Annotated in this window: 16 protein-coding genes; 10 read left to right on the forward strand and 6 right to left on the reverse strand. The window is 64.1% G+C overall.

The annotated features are described in order from the left end of the window. Positions 1–31 precede the first annotated feature (31 nt). The 3 genes from arsB to ABD679_RS11000 are packed head-to-tail and all read right to left on the reverse strand — an operon-like array spanning position 32 to position 1,961. Positions 32–1,084, reverse strand: coding sequence for an ACR3 family arsenite efflux transporter (arsB, locus tag ABD679_RS10990; RefSeq protein ID WP_344760061.1), 1,053 nt, complete (start codon positions 1,082–1,084; stop codon positions 32–34). A 13-nt stretch (positions 1,085–1,097) separates the two neighbouring features. Further along, positions 1,098–1,613, reverse strand: a complete 516-nt coding sequence (locus ABD679_RS10995) for an arsenate reductase ArsC (RefSeq protein WP_344760034.1) — start codon at positions 1,611–1,613, stop codon at positions 1,098–1,100. Positions 1,614–1,634: 21 nt separating this feature from the next. Beyond that, on the reverse strand, positions 1,635–1,961 hold the full coding sequence (locus tag ABD679_RS11000) for an ArsR/SmtB family transcription factor (protein ID WP_344760035.1): 327 nt from the start codon (positions 1,959–1,961) through the stop codon (positions 1,635–1,637). A 23-nt stretch (positions 1,962–1,984) separates the two neighbouring features. On the opposite strand from ABD679_RS11000, the gene arsH reads away from it, so the two are divergent. Then, complete coding sequence (gene arsH / locus ABD679_RS11005) at positions 1,985–2,725, forward strand: arsenical resistance protein ArsH (RefSeq protein ID WP_344760062.1); 741 nt, start codon at positions 1,985–1,987, stop codon at positions 2,723–2,725. Positions 2,726–2,798: 73 nt separating this feature from the next. On the opposite strand, the gene ABD679_RS11010 is transcribed toward arsH, so the two are convergent. Continuing rightward, the gene (locus tag ABD679_RS11010) at positions 2,799–3,422 is read right to left on the reverse strand and encodes a tyrosine-type recombinase/integrase (protein ID WP_344760036.1); all 624 of its coding nucleotides are present in this window, start codon (positions 3,420–3,422) and stop codon (positions 2,799–2,801) included. Positions 3,423–3,755: 333 nt separating this feature from the next. On the opposite strand from ABD679_RS11010, the gene ABD679_RS15630 reads away from it, so the two are divergent. The 6 genes from ABD679_RS15630 (at position 3,756) to ABD679_RS11035 (ending at position 10,398) form a co-directional block, all read left to right on the forward strand. Beyond that, entirely contained in the window at positions 3,756–3,845 is a 90-nt protein-coding gene (locus ABD679_RS15630) for an SEC-C metal-binding domain-containing protein (RefSeq protein WP_225218078.1), read from the forward strand. A gap of 61 nt (positions 3,846–3,906) precedes the next feature. After that, positions 3,907–4,299, forward strand: coding sequence for a hypothetical protein (locus ABD679_RS11015; RefSeq protein ID WP_162202221.1), 393 nt, complete (start codon positions 3,907–3,909; stop codon positions 4,297–4,299). Positions 4,300–4,355: 56 nt separating this feature from the next. Next, positions 4,356–5,636: a TolC family protein gene (locus ABD679_RS11020; protein WP_189495809.1), complete on the forward strand. Its 1,281-nt coding sequence runs from the start codon at positions 4,356–4,358 to the stop codon at positions 5,634–5,636. Beyond that, positions 5,633–6,604 carry an efflux RND transporter periplasmic adaptor subunit gene (locus ABD679_RS11025; RefSeq protein ID WP_189495807.1) on the forward strand — a complete coding sequence of 324 codons (972 nt, stop codon included), beginning with the start codon at positions 5,633–5,635 and terminating at the stop codon, positions 6,602–6,604. Before ABD679_RS11020 ends, ABD679_RS11025 begins: the two co-directional genes overlap by 4 nt. A gap of 22 nt (positions 6,605–6,626) precedes the next feature. Beyond that, a complete protein-coding gene (locus ABD679_RS11030; protein ID WP_344760063.1) occupies positions 6,627–9,803 on the forward strand; it encodes an efflux RND transporter permease subunit in 3,177 nt (1,058 codons plus the stop codon). Between the two features lies 1 nt (position 9,804). Beyond that, on the forward strand, positions 9,805–10,398 hold the full coding sequence (locus ABD679_RS11035) for a cation efflux transmembrane domain-containing protein (RefSeq protein ID WP_095208872.1): 594 nt from the start codon (positions 9,805–9,807) through the stop codon (positions 10,396–10,398). 8 nt (positions 10,399–10,406) lie between these two features. Here the strand turns inward: ABD679_RS11035 and ABD679_RS11040 are convergent, their stop codons facing one another. Further along, complete coding sequence (locus tag ABD679_RS11040) at positions 10,407–10,802, reverse strand: MerR family transcriptional regulator (protein ID WP_095208871.1); 396 nt, start codon at positions 10,800–10,802, stop codon at positions 10,407–10,409. 94 nt (positions 10,803–10,896) lie between these two features. On the opposite strand from ABD679_RS11040, the gene ABD679_RS11045 reads away from it, so the two are divergent. Continuing rightward, on the forward strand, positions 10,897–11,520 hold the full coding sequence (locus tag ABD679_RS11045) for a cation efflux transmembrane domain-containing protein (RefSeq protein ID WP_095209458.1): 624 nt from the start codon (positions 10,897–10,899) through the stop codon (positions 11,518–11,520). A 345-nt stretch (positions 11,521–11,865) separates the two neighbouring features. On the opposite strand, the gene ABD679_RS11050 is transcribed toward ABD679_RS11045, so the two are convergent. Beyond that, on the reverse strand, positions 11,866–12,726 hold the full coding sequence (locus ABD679_RS11050) for a LysR substrate-binding domain-containing protein (RefSeq protein ID WP_344760037.1): 861 nt from the start codon (positions 12,724–12,726) through the stop codon (positions 11,866–11,868). 161 nt (positions 12,727–12,887) lie between these two features. Between ABD679_RS11050 and ABD679_RS11055 the strand changes: the two genes are divergently transcribed. Together ABD679_RS11055 and ABD679_RS11060 are read left to right on the forward strand one after the other, a co-directional pair. After that, positions 12,888–13,286 carry a RidA family protein gene (locus tag ABD679_RS11055; protein WP_189495803.1) on the forward strand — a complete coding sequence of 133 codons (399 nt, stop codon included), beginning with the start codon at positions 12,888–12,890 and terminating at the stop codon, positions 13,284–13,286. Continuing rightward, the gene (locus ABD679_RS11060; protein WP_344760038.1) at positions 13,283–14,410 is read left to right on the forward strand and encodes an NADH:flavin oxidoreductase; all 1,128 of its coding nucleotides are present in this window, start codon (positions 13,283–13,285) and stop codon (positions 14,408–14,410) included. The genes ABD679_RS11055 and ABD679_RS11060 overlap by 4 nt, the downstream gene beginning before the upstream one ends.

The following is a 14,410-nucleotide window of genomic DNA, read 5'->3' on the forward strand; positions in this document are numbered from 1 at the left end:
GTGGTGATGTCTTCTTCATGGCTCCATCCTCTCAAAGGTTGGAGCCTCCGGAGAACCCGGGGCGGTTCAGTTCGTACCAGGTCCGGGTTCGATTCACGATATGCACCACCGACAGCATCACCGGCACCTCGATCAACACACCCACCACCGTGGCCAGCGCAGCACCGGAATGGAGGCCGAACAGGCTCACTGCCGTGGCGACGGCCAGTTCGAAGAAGTTGCTGGCACCGATCAGTGCCGAGGGTCCTGCCACGCTGTGTGCGACGCCAAGCCGGCGGTTGAGCAGGTAAGCAAGCCCGGAATTGAAATAGACCTGGATCAGGATCGGTACCGCAAGGATCGCGATGATCAGCGGTTGCTCGATGATCTGCCGGCCCTGGAAGCCAAACAGAAGGACCAGGGTGGCGAGCAATGCCGTCAACGATATGGGCCCGAGCCGGTCAAGCGTAGATTGCAGGCGTTCGCTGCCACCACGGGACAGCAGCCGATGACGCGCCATGACCGCAATCGCGACGGGCACAAGGATGTAGAGAGCAACCGACAGCGCCAAGGTGGCCCACGGCACGCTGATCGAGGAAAGCCCAAGCAGCAGTGCGACGATCGGCGCGAAAGCAAAAATCATGATCGCGTTGTTGAGTGCCACCTGGCTGAGGGTGAAGTTGGCATCACCCCGGCACAGGTTGCTCCATACAAACACCATTGCCGTACAGGGCGCAGCCGCCAGCAGGATCAGGCCAGCCATGTAGGAATCGATCTGATCGGCTGGCAACCAGTCGGCGAACACATGCCGCAGGAAGAACCAGCCCAGCAAAGCCATCGAAAAGGGCTTCACCGCCCAGTTGATGAAGAGGGTGACGCCGATGCCACGCCAGTGCTGTCCCACCTGTCGCATGGCACCGAAGTCGACCTTCAGCAACATCGGGATGATCATCAACCAGATCAGCACGGCAACCGGCAGATTGACCTTCGCAACCTCCATGGCGCCCAGGCGGGAGAACGCAGTTGGGAACAGATGGCCGAGCAGGGTGCCAGCCACGATGCACAGCAGCACCCACACCGTCAGATAGCGCTCGAACAGCGCCATGCGCGGCGCAGCCTCAGCCATGGACCGCAGCCTCGTCATCCGGTTCCACGAAACCGATGCGATCAAGCGCCTCTTTTAGAATTGCCCTGTCTTCCCAAACATCGGCGGGCAAGGCAAGCAACGCCATCAACCGGGCTTTGACGATCCGATGGGCCTGGAGAAATGCCTCCTTGGCTGCCTCATCACCCTCAACACCCGCCGGGTCCGGCAGACCCCAGTGGGCACGTAGGAAGTCGCCGAATACCACTGGGCAGGATTCAGCCGCCGCGGCATCGCACACGGTGATGACCAGATCCATGGGCGCGGCACCCTCGACAGCAAATTCATCCCACGACTTGCTGCGCAGGCCCGCTGTGGACATGCCCTCGGCGGCAAGTTGGGCTAGGGCATGCGGATTGACCGTGCCCGTGGGCTGGCTGCCGGCACTGAACACCTCAAAGCGATTGCCTGCCCAGGCACGAAGCGTGGCTTCAGCCAGGACGCTGCGGGCGGAGTTGCCGGTACACAGGAACAGGACGCGTCGTTTCATGATGGTCAGCTCAGTAAGGAATCAGCAGCACGTGTTGTCGACAGGCGGGCAGGCATCACTGCGCGAGCCCGCACAACAGTTATGGGTCAGGTAGGCCATCAGGTCGTTCATGGCGGCGTAGTTCGCCCGGTAGCAGACGTTGCGGCCCATGCTTTCGCCCTGGATCAAGCCGGCATGCACCAGCTCTTTCAGATGGAACGACAGGGTGGCGTTGGGCACCGCCAACGCTTCAGCGATGTCTCCGGCCATACGACCCGCAGGTCCCGCTTCAACCAGCAGGCGGAAGGCCGCCAAGCGGGTTCCGTGGCCCAGTGCCGTCAGGGCGGCTATTGCACTATTTGTTTCCATGTTTCTAGAATAGTCGAATGAATATGACAAAACAACTTTCTACCTCTGATCTTCCCAATGTCGATCTGAGCCAGCTTATTCCCCCAGATCTGTGCGTCTTGGGCGCCCAGGCGGGCGGTCACGCGCCACGGATCCTGTTGCTCTATGGCTCACTGCGCCCGCAGTCCTACAGCCGCAAACTGGCACTGGAGGCCGAACGGCTTCTGCGCCACCTCGGTGCTGAGACCCGCGTATTCGATCCACACGAGCTACCGATGCTGGATAGCGTTGGCAAGGATCATCCCAAGGTGCAGAAACTGCGTGAGTGGTCTCAGTGGTCGGAGGGCCAGGTCTGGGTTACTCCGGAACGGCACGGAACCATCACTGGCGTACTCAAGAACCAGATTGACTGGCTGCCCCTCGAAGACGGCAGCGTGCGTCCGACACAGGGCAGGACCTTGGCCGTCATGCAGGTATGCGGAGGCTCGCAATCCTTCAATGCCGTCAACACGCTGCGGATACTCGGTCGCTGGATGCGCATGATCACAATCCCCAATCAGTCGTCCGTGGCCAAGGCTTGGCAGGAATTCAATGACGATGGCCGGATGCGGCCGTCGCCGTACTACGACCGTGTGGTCGACGTCATGGAGGAACTGGTGAAATTCACCCTGCTGACGCGGGACAGGAGCAGTTTCCTGGTTGACCGATACAGTGAAAGAAAAGGAGCTGCTGAAGCCCAGCTCTTGGCAGCTGTCGCGGGGGTTGTGGAGAAAGTCGGAAGCTAGAGGGCTGTAGTAGGCAATGTCCGCTTCTGGCCGCTCCTCGAACTTGCCAGGTCGAGGAGCAGGAATCTTGCACTTAAACATCCGTTTGCTCGGCGATCTCCAAAGCGTCGTCGACCTCGATGCCTAGGTAGCGCACAGTACTTTCTAGCTTCGTATGCCCCAGCAATAGCTGGACCGCCCTGAGGTTTCGTGTCCTGCGGTAGATCAACGAAGCTTTGGTCCTGCGCATCGTGTGGGTGCCGTAGGATCCGGAATCGAGACCGGCTTCTTCCACCCAGCGGTGGACAATCCTGGCGTACTGCCTCGTTGACAGGTGAGGCGAGTCCGATACTCGGCTGGTGAAAAGGAAATCCGTGGCCTTTAGATCAATATGGGTGATCCAAGCCTGTACTGCTTCCCGTGTCAGTTGGGTGATCTCGAACTGGACTGGCCGGCCGGTCTTCTGCTGCATCACCATCGCGCGGGACGCCATCTGTCCACCGTGGGCGACATCCGACACCCGCAGCTTTACCAGATCGCAAGCGCGGAGCTTGGAATCGATCGCCAGATTGAACAGGGCGAGATCACGAATCTTGTGACCAAGCTGTAGCCTGATGCGGATAGCCCAAATGTCTTTCAGCTTGAGCGGCGCCTTTTGGCCGATCAGCTTTCCCTTGTTCCAAGGCTCGTGAGGCTGAGATGTGTGAAGAATTGCCATGACTAACTCCTTATGAAGGGTTGGTCAGGCTTCTCCCAAGCCTAGAAGCATGGCGTGATGCGACCCAAAGCGGACGTCTCGTTGGAACATCGCGCACCACTTCGTCCCACGGATCACTCAGGCAGCCAAGCCCGACCGCATGACCTCGTAGAGCGCAGTCCGGGTATTGTTGTCTGCCATCGAAGGGCTAGCAGCCCATGCAACGGCAAGAGCCCCTAGGAAGAGACTGAGCCGGGGCATCCCGGCGGCTCCCGGCGAGGTCAGTGTCCCCGCGCATGAAATCGAACCGCTGCAGCAGGCGCACCAGTTCCTGGACACGCACTGTCGTCGGGGCTGCGCGATCACCAGCCGTGCCAGTGCGGCAGCGGAAACAAGTACAAGCGGTGCCATGGCCGACAACTGGAACGCGCCTTTTCCCTGTAGCCCTCTCGACGCATTCAGCGGAATTGTATAACCCCATCATCCGCAGGTACCCTGCGCGGCCATGACCCGCCTGCATCCCCGCTTCTTGTTGCCGCTCCTGCGCGTCGTCGTGCTGGGTGTGCTTGCGTTGGGGCTGGCGTTCCAACCGGTGATGACAGCCGCCGGCGAGATGCATGAGCTCGCGCACGATCCGTCTGGCGCGCACAGCCACGGCCCGCATGCCAACGATCTGGACCCGGAGTTCGCCGCGGCGGACGCGCACGATCAGGACGGATCGGAGACGTTGCACCTGTTGCTGGATTTCGCCCATTGCTGTGGTTCAGCCGCGGCCGTGTTGCCGGTTCTGGATTCATTTTCCACTCAACCGGTCGCCGGTCGAATGGGGGTCGAAAAAGCGTCGCCCCCGGCCGCCTTGCGTCTGCCGAGCCCATTCAAGCCTCCGATCTTCGGATGACCGCGCCGTCGGCCTGATGCCGACTCCCGTCAATTCGATTCATCGGAGCAACCCCCATGCGTTTGCGATCAGCGGCCCTGGCCGCGTTCGTCGCCGTGTGTGCCGTGGCATTCCCCACGCACGCCGCCGACCCCCTCACCCTGGACGACGCTTTCCTCCGCGTTGCCGATACACACCCCGATCTGCGCCTGTTTGGCGCCCGCCATGAGGCCCTGAAAGCCGAACTGGATCGCTCCTCGTTGCGCCCGGCGCTGGTCGCTGGAGCCGAGGTCGAGAACGTGCTCGGTACCGGCCCGGCCAGCGGCCTGGATGGCGCCGAGATCACGCTGAGCCTCGCCTCCGTGCTGGAGCGCGGCGGCAAGCTCGATGCCCGCCGCACGCTCGCGCAAAGCCGGATCGATGCGCTGGCCATCGGGCGCGAGGCGCGGCGGTTGGATCTCCTGGCCGAAGTGGCCCGCCGCTACCTAGCAGTCGTCGGTGCGCAACGCGAAGGCGAGCTTGCGCAGTTGGGCGTCGACCAGCGCGATCGCACCGTTGCTGCGGCGCGCCGGCGTCACGAGGCTGGCGCTTCGCCCGAGTCGGTCGTACTCACCGCCCAGGCGGCCTTTGCGCGGGCCGAACTGGATAGCGCCCGTGCTCGGCAACGTGAGGCGGCCGCCCGCCAGCACCTCGCGGCCCTGTGGGGCGAGCGAAATCCCGCATTTGAGATCGTCGGCGGCGATCCGCTGGATGTGCCCCAGGTCGCGGACTTCGCGGTACTCGCCGATTGGTTGCAACGCACTCCCGAGCTGGCGCAGTTCGTCGACCAGCAGCGCATTGGCGAGGCGCGCCTGCAGCTGGCACGCAGCGAAGCGACCCCCGACTTCGACTGGCAGGTGGGCGTGCGACGGATGGCGGAGGGCGATGACTTCGGCTTGGTCGGCAGTGTCTCTATCCCGCTGGGCACCACTCGCCGGGCACAGCCGGGCATCCGTGCCGCACGCGCCGAGTTGACAGCGCTGGAAATCGAACGGGAGGCCATGGGGCTGTCGCTCTACTCCACCCTCGCTGAGGCGCATGGCCGCTTCGGGGTGGCCCGCCTGGAAGCACAGCGGCTAGGTGAGGACGTGCTTCCACGTCTGGCCAAGGCCGAAGCCGCGGCCGCCACCGCGTACCGCGCAGGCGCCGCCAGTTATCTGGAGTGGTCGAGCCTGCAGGCGGAGCACGCCGCCGCACGGCAGCAACAGCTGGCGGCGGCGCTGGAAGCCCAGCGCGCCCTGATCGAGATCCAGCGGCTGACCGGCCAGGCATTCGTCGCCGGCCCGGGCCTGCAACACAACCAAGGAGCAACCCCATGAAGCCTGTCCACCTGATCCCGGCACTGGCGCTGGCCTTGGTCCTCGCAGCCTGCGGTGGCGAGCCGGACCAGCCGGCCAAGGACGCACATGCGAACGACGCCGCCGACCACGGAACGGAGGCCGACGAACACGGCCATGAGGCGGATGAAGTCGCCAGCACGGTCATCGCTGCGGAAGTCGCTGAAAAGTCCGGTATCAAGACGCAGCCCGCCGGCCCCGGCGTGATCGCCGACGAGCATGAGGTGCAAGGCCTGCTGACCCCGGTCGAGGGTCGCGTTGCGCAGGTCACCGCCCGTTTCCCGGGCCCGATCCGTTCGCTGCGCGCCAACGTCGGCGACCCGGTCCGCGCCGGCCAGGTGCTGGCGACGATCGAGAGCAACCTGAGCCTGAGCACCTACAGCGTCGCCGCGCCGATCTCCGGCGTGGTCGTCGAGCGCAGTGCCTCGGTCGGCGGCCTGGCCAGCGAAGGTGCGCCCCTGTTCGAAATCGCCGATCTTTCGCAGCTCTGGGTCGACCTCCACATCTTTGGCGCGGACGCCCAGCACATCCAGCCCGGCGTGCCGGTGGCGGTCACCCGCATGAGCGATGGCGAGACCGTCCGAACCACGCTCGAACGCGTGCTGCCGGGCATGGCCACCGCCAGCCAGAGCACGGTGGCACGCGCGACGATCGACAACGCCGACAACCAATGGCGGCCGGGCACAGCAGTCAAGGCGCGGATCACGGTCGCACAGGAACCGGTGGACCTGATGGTGCCGCTGACCGCGCTGCAGTCGATGGATGGCCAGGAGTCCGTGTTCGTACGTGAGGGCGAGACGTACCTGACCCGACACGTCGAACTCGGTGCCCGCGATGCCACGCAGGTGCAGATCCTCTCGGGCCTGAGTGAAGGCGAGGAGGTGGTCGTCGCGGAGAGCTACCTGATCAAGGCGGACATCGGCAAGGAAGGCGCGGCGCATGACCACTGACGCCATAGGCCGCCAGCCGGGCCTGCTGGAGCGGATCGTCCGGTTCTCGATCCGGCATCGCTGGATGATGCTGGTGCTGACCCTCGGGCTGATCGGAGTAGGCATCTGGAGCTTCACCCGGCTCCCGATCGATGCAACGCCGGACATCACGAACGTCCAGGTGCAGATCAACACCGAGGCGCCCGGCTACTCTCCGCTGGAGTCCGAGCAGCGGGTCACCTATCCGATCGAGACGGCACTCGCCGGCTTGCCCCGGCTCGACTACACGCGCTCGCTGTCGCGCTACGGCTTGTCGCAGGTCACCGTGGTGTTCGAGGACGGCACCGACCTGTACTTCGCCAGGCAGCAGGTGGCCGAGCGCCTGCAGCAGATCCGCTCGCAGATCCCAGAGGGACTGGAACCCGAAATGGGGCCGATCTCGACCGGGTTGGGCGAGATCTTCATGTACACCATCGATGCCGCGCCCGAGGCGGTCAAACCGGACGGCACGCCGTGGACCGCCACCGACCTGCGCACCCTGCAGGATTGGGTGATCCGGCCGCAGATGCGCAACACCCCGGGCGTGACCGAAGTCAACACGATGGGCGGCTTCGAGCGGCAGATCCACATCACGCCGGACCCGTCCAGGCTGGTCGCACTCGGCTTCACGCTGCATGACATCGTCGACGCGGTGGCGGCCAACAACCAGAACATGGGCGCCGGTTACATCGAGCGCAACGGCCAGCAGTACCTGGTGCGCGTGCCCGGCCAGGTCGGCGGGATCGACGAGATCCGCAACATCGTGCTGGACCGGCGCGAAGGCCTGCCGATCCGGGTTGCCGACGTGGCGCAGGTGGGTGAAGGCCCGGAGCTTCGTACGGGCGCGGCCACCCAGAACGGCGAAGAGGTCGTGCTGGGCACCGTGTCGATGCTGGTCGGCTCCAACAGCCGCAGCGTCGCGCAGGCCGCGGCGGCGAAGCTGCAGGACGCGAACGCGAGCCTGCCAGAAGGCGTTATCGCAACGGCGGTCTACAACCGCACCGGGCTGGTCGAACGCACCATGCAGACGATCTCGAAGAACCTGGTCGAGGGCGCCCTGCTGGTGATCGTGGTCCTGTTCCTGCTACTGGGGAACTTCCGCGCCGCGCTGATCACCGCAGCCGTCATCCCCCTGGCCATGCTGTTCACGATCACCGGAATGGTGCGCGGAGGCGTCTCGGGCAACCTGATGAGCCTGGGTGCACTCGACTTCGGGCTGATCGTCGATGGCGCGGTCATCATCATCGAGAACGTCCTGCGCCGGTTTGGCGAGATGCAGCATCGGCTTGGCCGGACGCTGACACGTGAAGAACGCAACGACCTGACGGCTACCGCCACGGTCGAGGTCATCCGGCCCAGCCTGTTCGGCATGTTCATCATCGCCGCGGTGTACCTGCCGATCTTCGCCCTGACCGGGATCGAGGGAAAGATGTTCCATCCCATGGCGATCACGGTGGTGCTGGCCCTCACCGGCGCCATGGTGCTGTCGCTGACCTTCGTTCCCGCGTCGATCGCGATCTTCATGGGCAATCGCGTCCAGGAGAAGGAGAACCGGCTGGTCCAGTGGACGCGAGGCCGCTATGAGCCCTTGCTTGCCTGGTCGCTCCGCCGGCAGAACTGGGTCCTTGGCGGGGCACTCGCCCTGGTTGCCGTGTCCCTGCTGGTCGCCACGCGCCTGGGCAGCGAGTTCATTCCCAGCCTGGACGAGGGCGACATCGCCATGCACGCGATCCGTATCCCAGGCACGGGCCTGGAGCAGTCGGTGAAGATGCAGCTCGCCGTTGAGGAGCGCCTGCAGCAGGTTCCTGAAGTGGAGCGGGTCTTCAGCAAGATCGGCACGGCGGAGGTGGCCACCGACCCGATGCCGCCGAACGTGGCGGACACCTTCTTGATGATGAAGCCACGCGCGCAGTGGCCCGACCCGAGCAAGCCCAAGGACGTGCTGCTCGAGGAGATCGAGGCGGCGGTGGCGACGCTTCCAGGCAACAACTACGAGTTCACGCAGCCGATCGAGATGCGGACCAACGAGCTGATCTCCGGCGTGCGTGCGGACGTGGCGGTCAAGGTGTTCGGCGATGATCTGGACATGCTGATCGAGGTCGCCGAACAGGTCGAGGCGGTTGCCAGGCAGGTCGATGGCGCGGCGGACGTCAAGACCGAACAGGCGACCGGCTTGCCACTGCTGACGATCGTCCCGGATCGTGCGGCGCTGGCGCGCTTTGGCCTGAATCCGGGGATCGTGCAGCAGACCATTGCCACCGCGGTCGGTGGTCAGGTTGCCAGCCAGCTGTTCGAGGGCGACCGCCGCTTCGACATCGTGGTCCGGTTGCCGGAACAGATGCGTGTCGATCCGACTGCCCTTCAGGATCTGCCGATCCCCTTGCCCGACGTTGCGAACGCGGACGGGTCGAGCCTGGAGCCACGCTGGGCGACCGCGCGGACCGTACCGCTGCGGGAGGTCGCGAAGATCGAAAGCCTGCTGGGGCCCAACCAGATCAACCGCGAGAATGGAAAGCGCCGGGTGGTGGTCACCGCCAACGTGCGTGATCGCGACTTGGGTAGCTTTGTCGAAGAGCTGCAGCAGCGCGTCGGGCAGCAGGTGGACGTGCCCGAGGGCTACTGGATCGACTACGGCGGCACGTTCGAGCAGTTGATCTCGGCCAGCCAACGGCTCGCAGTCGTGGTACCGGTGACGTTGGTCCTCATCTTCGGCCTGTTGTTCATGGCGTTCGGTTCGGCCAGGGATGCGGTGATCGTGTTCAGCGGGGTGCCGCTGGCCCTGACGGGCGGTGTGGCCGCACTGGCACTGCGCGGCATCCCGTTGTCGATCACCGCAGGCGTCGGCTTCATCGCGCTGTCCGGCGTGGCCGTGCTCAACGGCCTGGTCATGATCGCCTTCATTCGCAACCTGCGCGAACAAGGCCAGTCGCTGGACGACGCGGTCTTCAACGGCGCCCTCGGGCGGCTGCGGCCCGTGCTGATGACCGCCCTGGTCGCGTCGCTCGGCTTCGTCCCCATGGCGCTCAATGTCGGCGCGGGCGCGGAGGTGCAGCGTCCGCTCGCCACCGTCGTGATCGGCGGGATCGTGTCTTCAACGCTGCTCACCCTGCTTGTCCTGCCCACCCTTTACCGTCTTCTGCATCGCGGCGACGCAGCGAAGCCGCAACTGGAGGCCCACTGAGTTGAGTGAAGAGAAGATCGAGATACACGACGCGCACCAGCGCCGGATCCTGTTGATCGTCCTCGCCCTGAACCTCGCGCTTGCCGCGGGGTTCGGGGTCACGGGCGTCGCCGCCGGCTCAAGCGCTCTGATCGCAAATGGACTGGACAATGCGTCCGACAGCGCCGTCTACATCATCACCCTGCTCGCACTCAGTCGCTCACAAGCCTGGAAACGGTCGGCGGCCAAAGTGTCCGGCTGGCTGCTGATCCTGTTCGCCGCTGGGATCCTGGTCGACGTGGGCCGTCGGTTCCTGGGTGACGCCGAGCCCATTGGTACGACGATGATGGTGATGGCGCTGGGGGCCGGCCTGGTAAACGCGACATGCGTGTGGCTGCTCAAGAAAATCCGGCAGGCCAATGTGAACGTGCGTGCCGCGACGACCTTCAGCACCAACGATTTCATCGCCAACGCAGGCGTGCTCGTGGGTGGCGGACTGGTGCTGTGGACCGGGCGGGCCTGGCCCGACCTCGTCGTGGGGCTCGCAGTGGCGGCGATCGCCCTGAAAGGGGGCATCGAGATCCTGCAGGATGCCCGTGGCGAAGAGGACGCTTGAGTGCCGACCTAGGATGGCGGGTGGCGCAGCGTGTCGAGGATGGCGCACTGGCCGCGCTCGCCGCCGCTGCAACTGCCAATCACCCGTTCGAGCTCCGAGGCCATCCGCTGAAGGTCGTTTAGCCGGTTCCGGATGTCCAGCAGGTGCCCGCGGGCAAGACGGTCGACATCCTGGCAGGACAACCCGTCGTCTTCGGCCAGGCCCAGCAGGCTGCGGATCTCCTCCAGCGAGAAGCCCAGTTCGCGTCCGCGGCTGATGAAGCGCAGCCGATCCGCGTCGGCGGGACGGTAGTCGCGATACCCGCCCGCCGTGCGCGGCGGGGCAGGCAACAACCCGATGCGCTCGTAGTAGCGCACGGTTTCGGGATGGCACCCGCTGCGCTCCGCGACCTCTCCGATCTTCATGGGCTTGACTCTGTAGCGACTCCGGGGTTTAGGATCGCCGACCTGGAAGCGGGCCGCAAATCCTCGGACGCCCGCTCGACTCGGAGACATGATCATGAGTGATTCGTGCGGCTGCGGAAGCACGGTGGATATCCGCGCCCTGGAGGCGGGGCAGCGGCGCGTGTTGATGATCGTGCTGGCAATCAACATCGCCAGCTTCGTGATGATGATCACCGCAGCGATCTACAGCGGCTCGTCCTCGTTGCTGTCGGGCAGCCTCGACAACCTCGGTGATGCGTTGACCTATCTGCTGAGCCTGGCAGTGATCGGCGCGAGCCTGCGCGCCAAGGCCAGGGTGGCGTTGTTCAAGGGATTGCTGATCCTCGGTGCCGCGGTTGCGGTCGCCATCCAGATCGGCTGGCGCCTGGCCCACCCGGAGGTGCCGATCTTCGAGGCCATCGGCATCGCCGCCGTGATCAATCTTGCGTTCAACGCCTTGTGCCTGTGGCTGCTTACCCCGTACCGCTTTGGCGACGTGAACATGTCATCGGCCTGGGAGTGCTCGCGCAATGACCTGTACGAGGGTGTTGCGGTGCTGCTGGCAGCCGCCGGCGTGTGGCTGTTCGATGCCGGCTGGCCCGATCTGGTCATCGCCGGTGGACTGTTGCTGATGTTTCTGCGGTCCTCCGCTCGGGTACTCCGCATGGCTTGGCGGAGTTACCGGGACGAGGTGAAATAACGAGTTACGGCCCGTTGTCCGGTCCTCGAAGAAGAAATGCTCCGTTCTGAAGCGTGGCTGGAGCGGCCAAGAAAGTCAGCTATGACAGGCAGTTAGCTCACCTTTGGCCGTTTTTTACACGAATCCCTGCCGACCCTCTGAAAGAGTGGATTCGAAGCGGCAGTTCGGGTCAGCCAGAACGTCCGCTTCTGGCCGGTAGCGGACGTTGGGGCAGGGGATTAGGGATGTTTATCGAGGGTAGGGGTGGATAGCTTCTGGTCGGAAACTGCCCTCGGACGTTCGCCTTGACGCTGTACAAGTCCAGGTATCGGTCAGAAGCAGCGCTACGCGCCTGCGTGTATCGCTCTATTCGGCGTGATGGCGAAGCCAATCCATCACTGCGGTCACCGCGGCGCTAGCGCTGCTTTGCTCTTGCCTCACCAAGTGATAGGTGTAACCGGGAATCGCAGGCCCGAATGGTTGTATCAGTCGCCCGGCGGCGATTTCATCGGCCACCAGTGCTTGGCTCAGCAGCGCGACGCCCTGCCCAGCTACCGCTGCCTGGATCGCATGGCTTTCATCGGAGTAGCGCAACTCCGCCTGGGTGGTGGGTAGCGCGATACCGGCTTCCGCATGCCATCTCGTCCAAGTAGGGTTGTCCGGGGACGCTTTCTGCCAGTCGAAGTGAACCAGCGGATATGCCGCCATGTCCTGGGGCGAGCGCACTTGGAGTATCGGATTGATCACTGGGATATACGCGTCTGCGAAAAGTACATCGCTGCGGTACCCCGGATATGGCCCCCTGCCGTAGCGGATGGCGATGTCGAATGCATGGCTGGCCAGATCTACCACTGTATCCGATGCATGTAGCTGCAGATCAATGCCCGGATGATTGGCACGGAAGTTCGCTACGCGGGGCACTAGCCACTTCGCTACGAAAGCATTGGTCGCGGAAATGGTGACGCTTTCCCGTTCGGCGGGCGTCAGCAGCCGCCGGATGGCAACGTCGAAGATGTCGAAGCCCTGCTGGAGTGCCGGATACAGCTGTAGACCGGCGCGAGTGAGCGATACCTGTCTCACGCGGCGATCAAACAGCCGAACGCCGAGATGATCTTCGAGTGCACGGATCCGATGGCTCACGGCAGTAGGCGTGACCGCAAGCTCCGCCGCTGCCTGTTTGAAACTCCCATGGCGCGCCGCTGCTTCGAAGGCGCGTAGGGTGGACATGGGCGGGAGGCGACGGGCAGGCGATGTCATGGATGACAAAATATCATTTATCGAGTGACAAATCATCGTTTGGCGTCAGATTTCATGCGGATCAGGATGTGTGGCACCGGGGCATCGATGAATTCACATCACCCTGAATCGCCACCACCAAGGAACCGACCATGCGCGAACGCATCATCACTGAGCCGGACCACTACGCTCCCTATCTGCTTTCCCAGGGCATCCGCTTCGGCGATCTGCTCTTCATCTCCGGCCAGGCCGCCGGAGGCGAGGACGGGAAGATCGTCTCAGGCGACTTTCTGACCCAGGGCCGCCGAGCCTTTGCCAATCTGTCCCGTGCACTGGAGGCCGGAGGCTCGAGCCTGCATGACGTCATCAAGGTCACCATTTTCGTCACCGATATGGGTCACTTCCAGGACGTGGTGCAGCTGCGGCGGGAGTTCTTCTCGGCGCCGTATCCGGCGGACACCATTGCCGAGATCAAGGCTTTATATGACCCCAATGCCATGATCGAGATCGAGGCGATTGCCGCGGTCACGAAGGGAAAGGCCGAGGCATGAGCGCCGTCGACGTGCATGCGCTGCTCGCCCCTCACGCCCTCGGCCAACTCACGCTACGCAATCGCCTGGCCGTAGCGCCGATGACCCGCGTCACCGCTACCCCGGACGGCCTGCCGACCGGAAAGATGGCGAGCTATTACGATGGCTTTGCCAAAGGTGGCTTTGGCCTACTGATCAGCGAGGGCCTCTACACCGACGCGGCTTTCTCACAGGGCTACCTCAACCAGCCTGGCCTCGCGGAGGACGGCCAAGCAAGGGCCTGGGCGCCGATTACGGCCGCCGTGCAAGCGAACGGCGCCCGAATCGTCGCCCAGCTGATGCATGCCGGCGCGCTGAGCCAAGGCAATCGCTTCCGTGAATACGCCGTTGCGCCGTCGGCCATACAGCCAAAGGGCGAAAAGATGGCGTTCTACTACGGCCAAGGCGCCTATGAACCGCCACGGCAGATCACTGAGGAGGAAATCGAGGATGCCATCGCTGGTTTCGCAAGGAGTGCGCGACGCGCGGTGACGATCGCCGGATTCGATGCCATCGAGATCCACGGGGCGAATGGCTACCTGCTTGATCAGTTCCTGACTGCCGGCACCAACCAGCGTACCGACCGGTGGGGTGGCGGCATGAGCGAGCGCATGAGATTGCTGGTGGCGGTCGTCCAACGTGTCAAGCAAGCGGTGGCCGGTCGAGCGCCGGTGGGCATCCGGATCTCACAGGGCAAGGTCAACGACTTCCATGCGAAGTGGAGCGGTGGCGAACGCGACGCCGAAGTCGTGTTCGCCGCCCTCGCCGATGCAAGCGTGGATTACCTGCACATCACCGAGTTCCAGGCATGGCAACCCGCGTTCGAAGGGAACAGCGCCACACTCGCGGAACTGGCCAAGCGTTACGCATCGGCGGTGCCGTTGATCGTCAACGGCAGCCTCCACGAGCTCGACCGGGTCAGCGCCATGCTCGACAGGGGGGCCGACCTCGTCGCCATGGGGCGTGGCGCACTGGCCAACCCGGACATGCCGCGATTGCTTCAGCGAGGCATGTCCCTGCGCGAGTTCGACAACACCATCCTTGGCCCGATCGCCGATATAAAACAGTCGGAGCTGACGTTGAGAACCTACCCAGCAGGCGCGTGA

Source organism: Luteimonas lutimaris, from assembly GCF_039537065.1.
In the GTDB taxonomy this organism is placed as follows: Bacteria; Pseudomonadota; Gammaproteobacteria; order Xanthomonadales; family Xanthomonadaceae; genus Luteimonas; species Luteimonas lutimaris.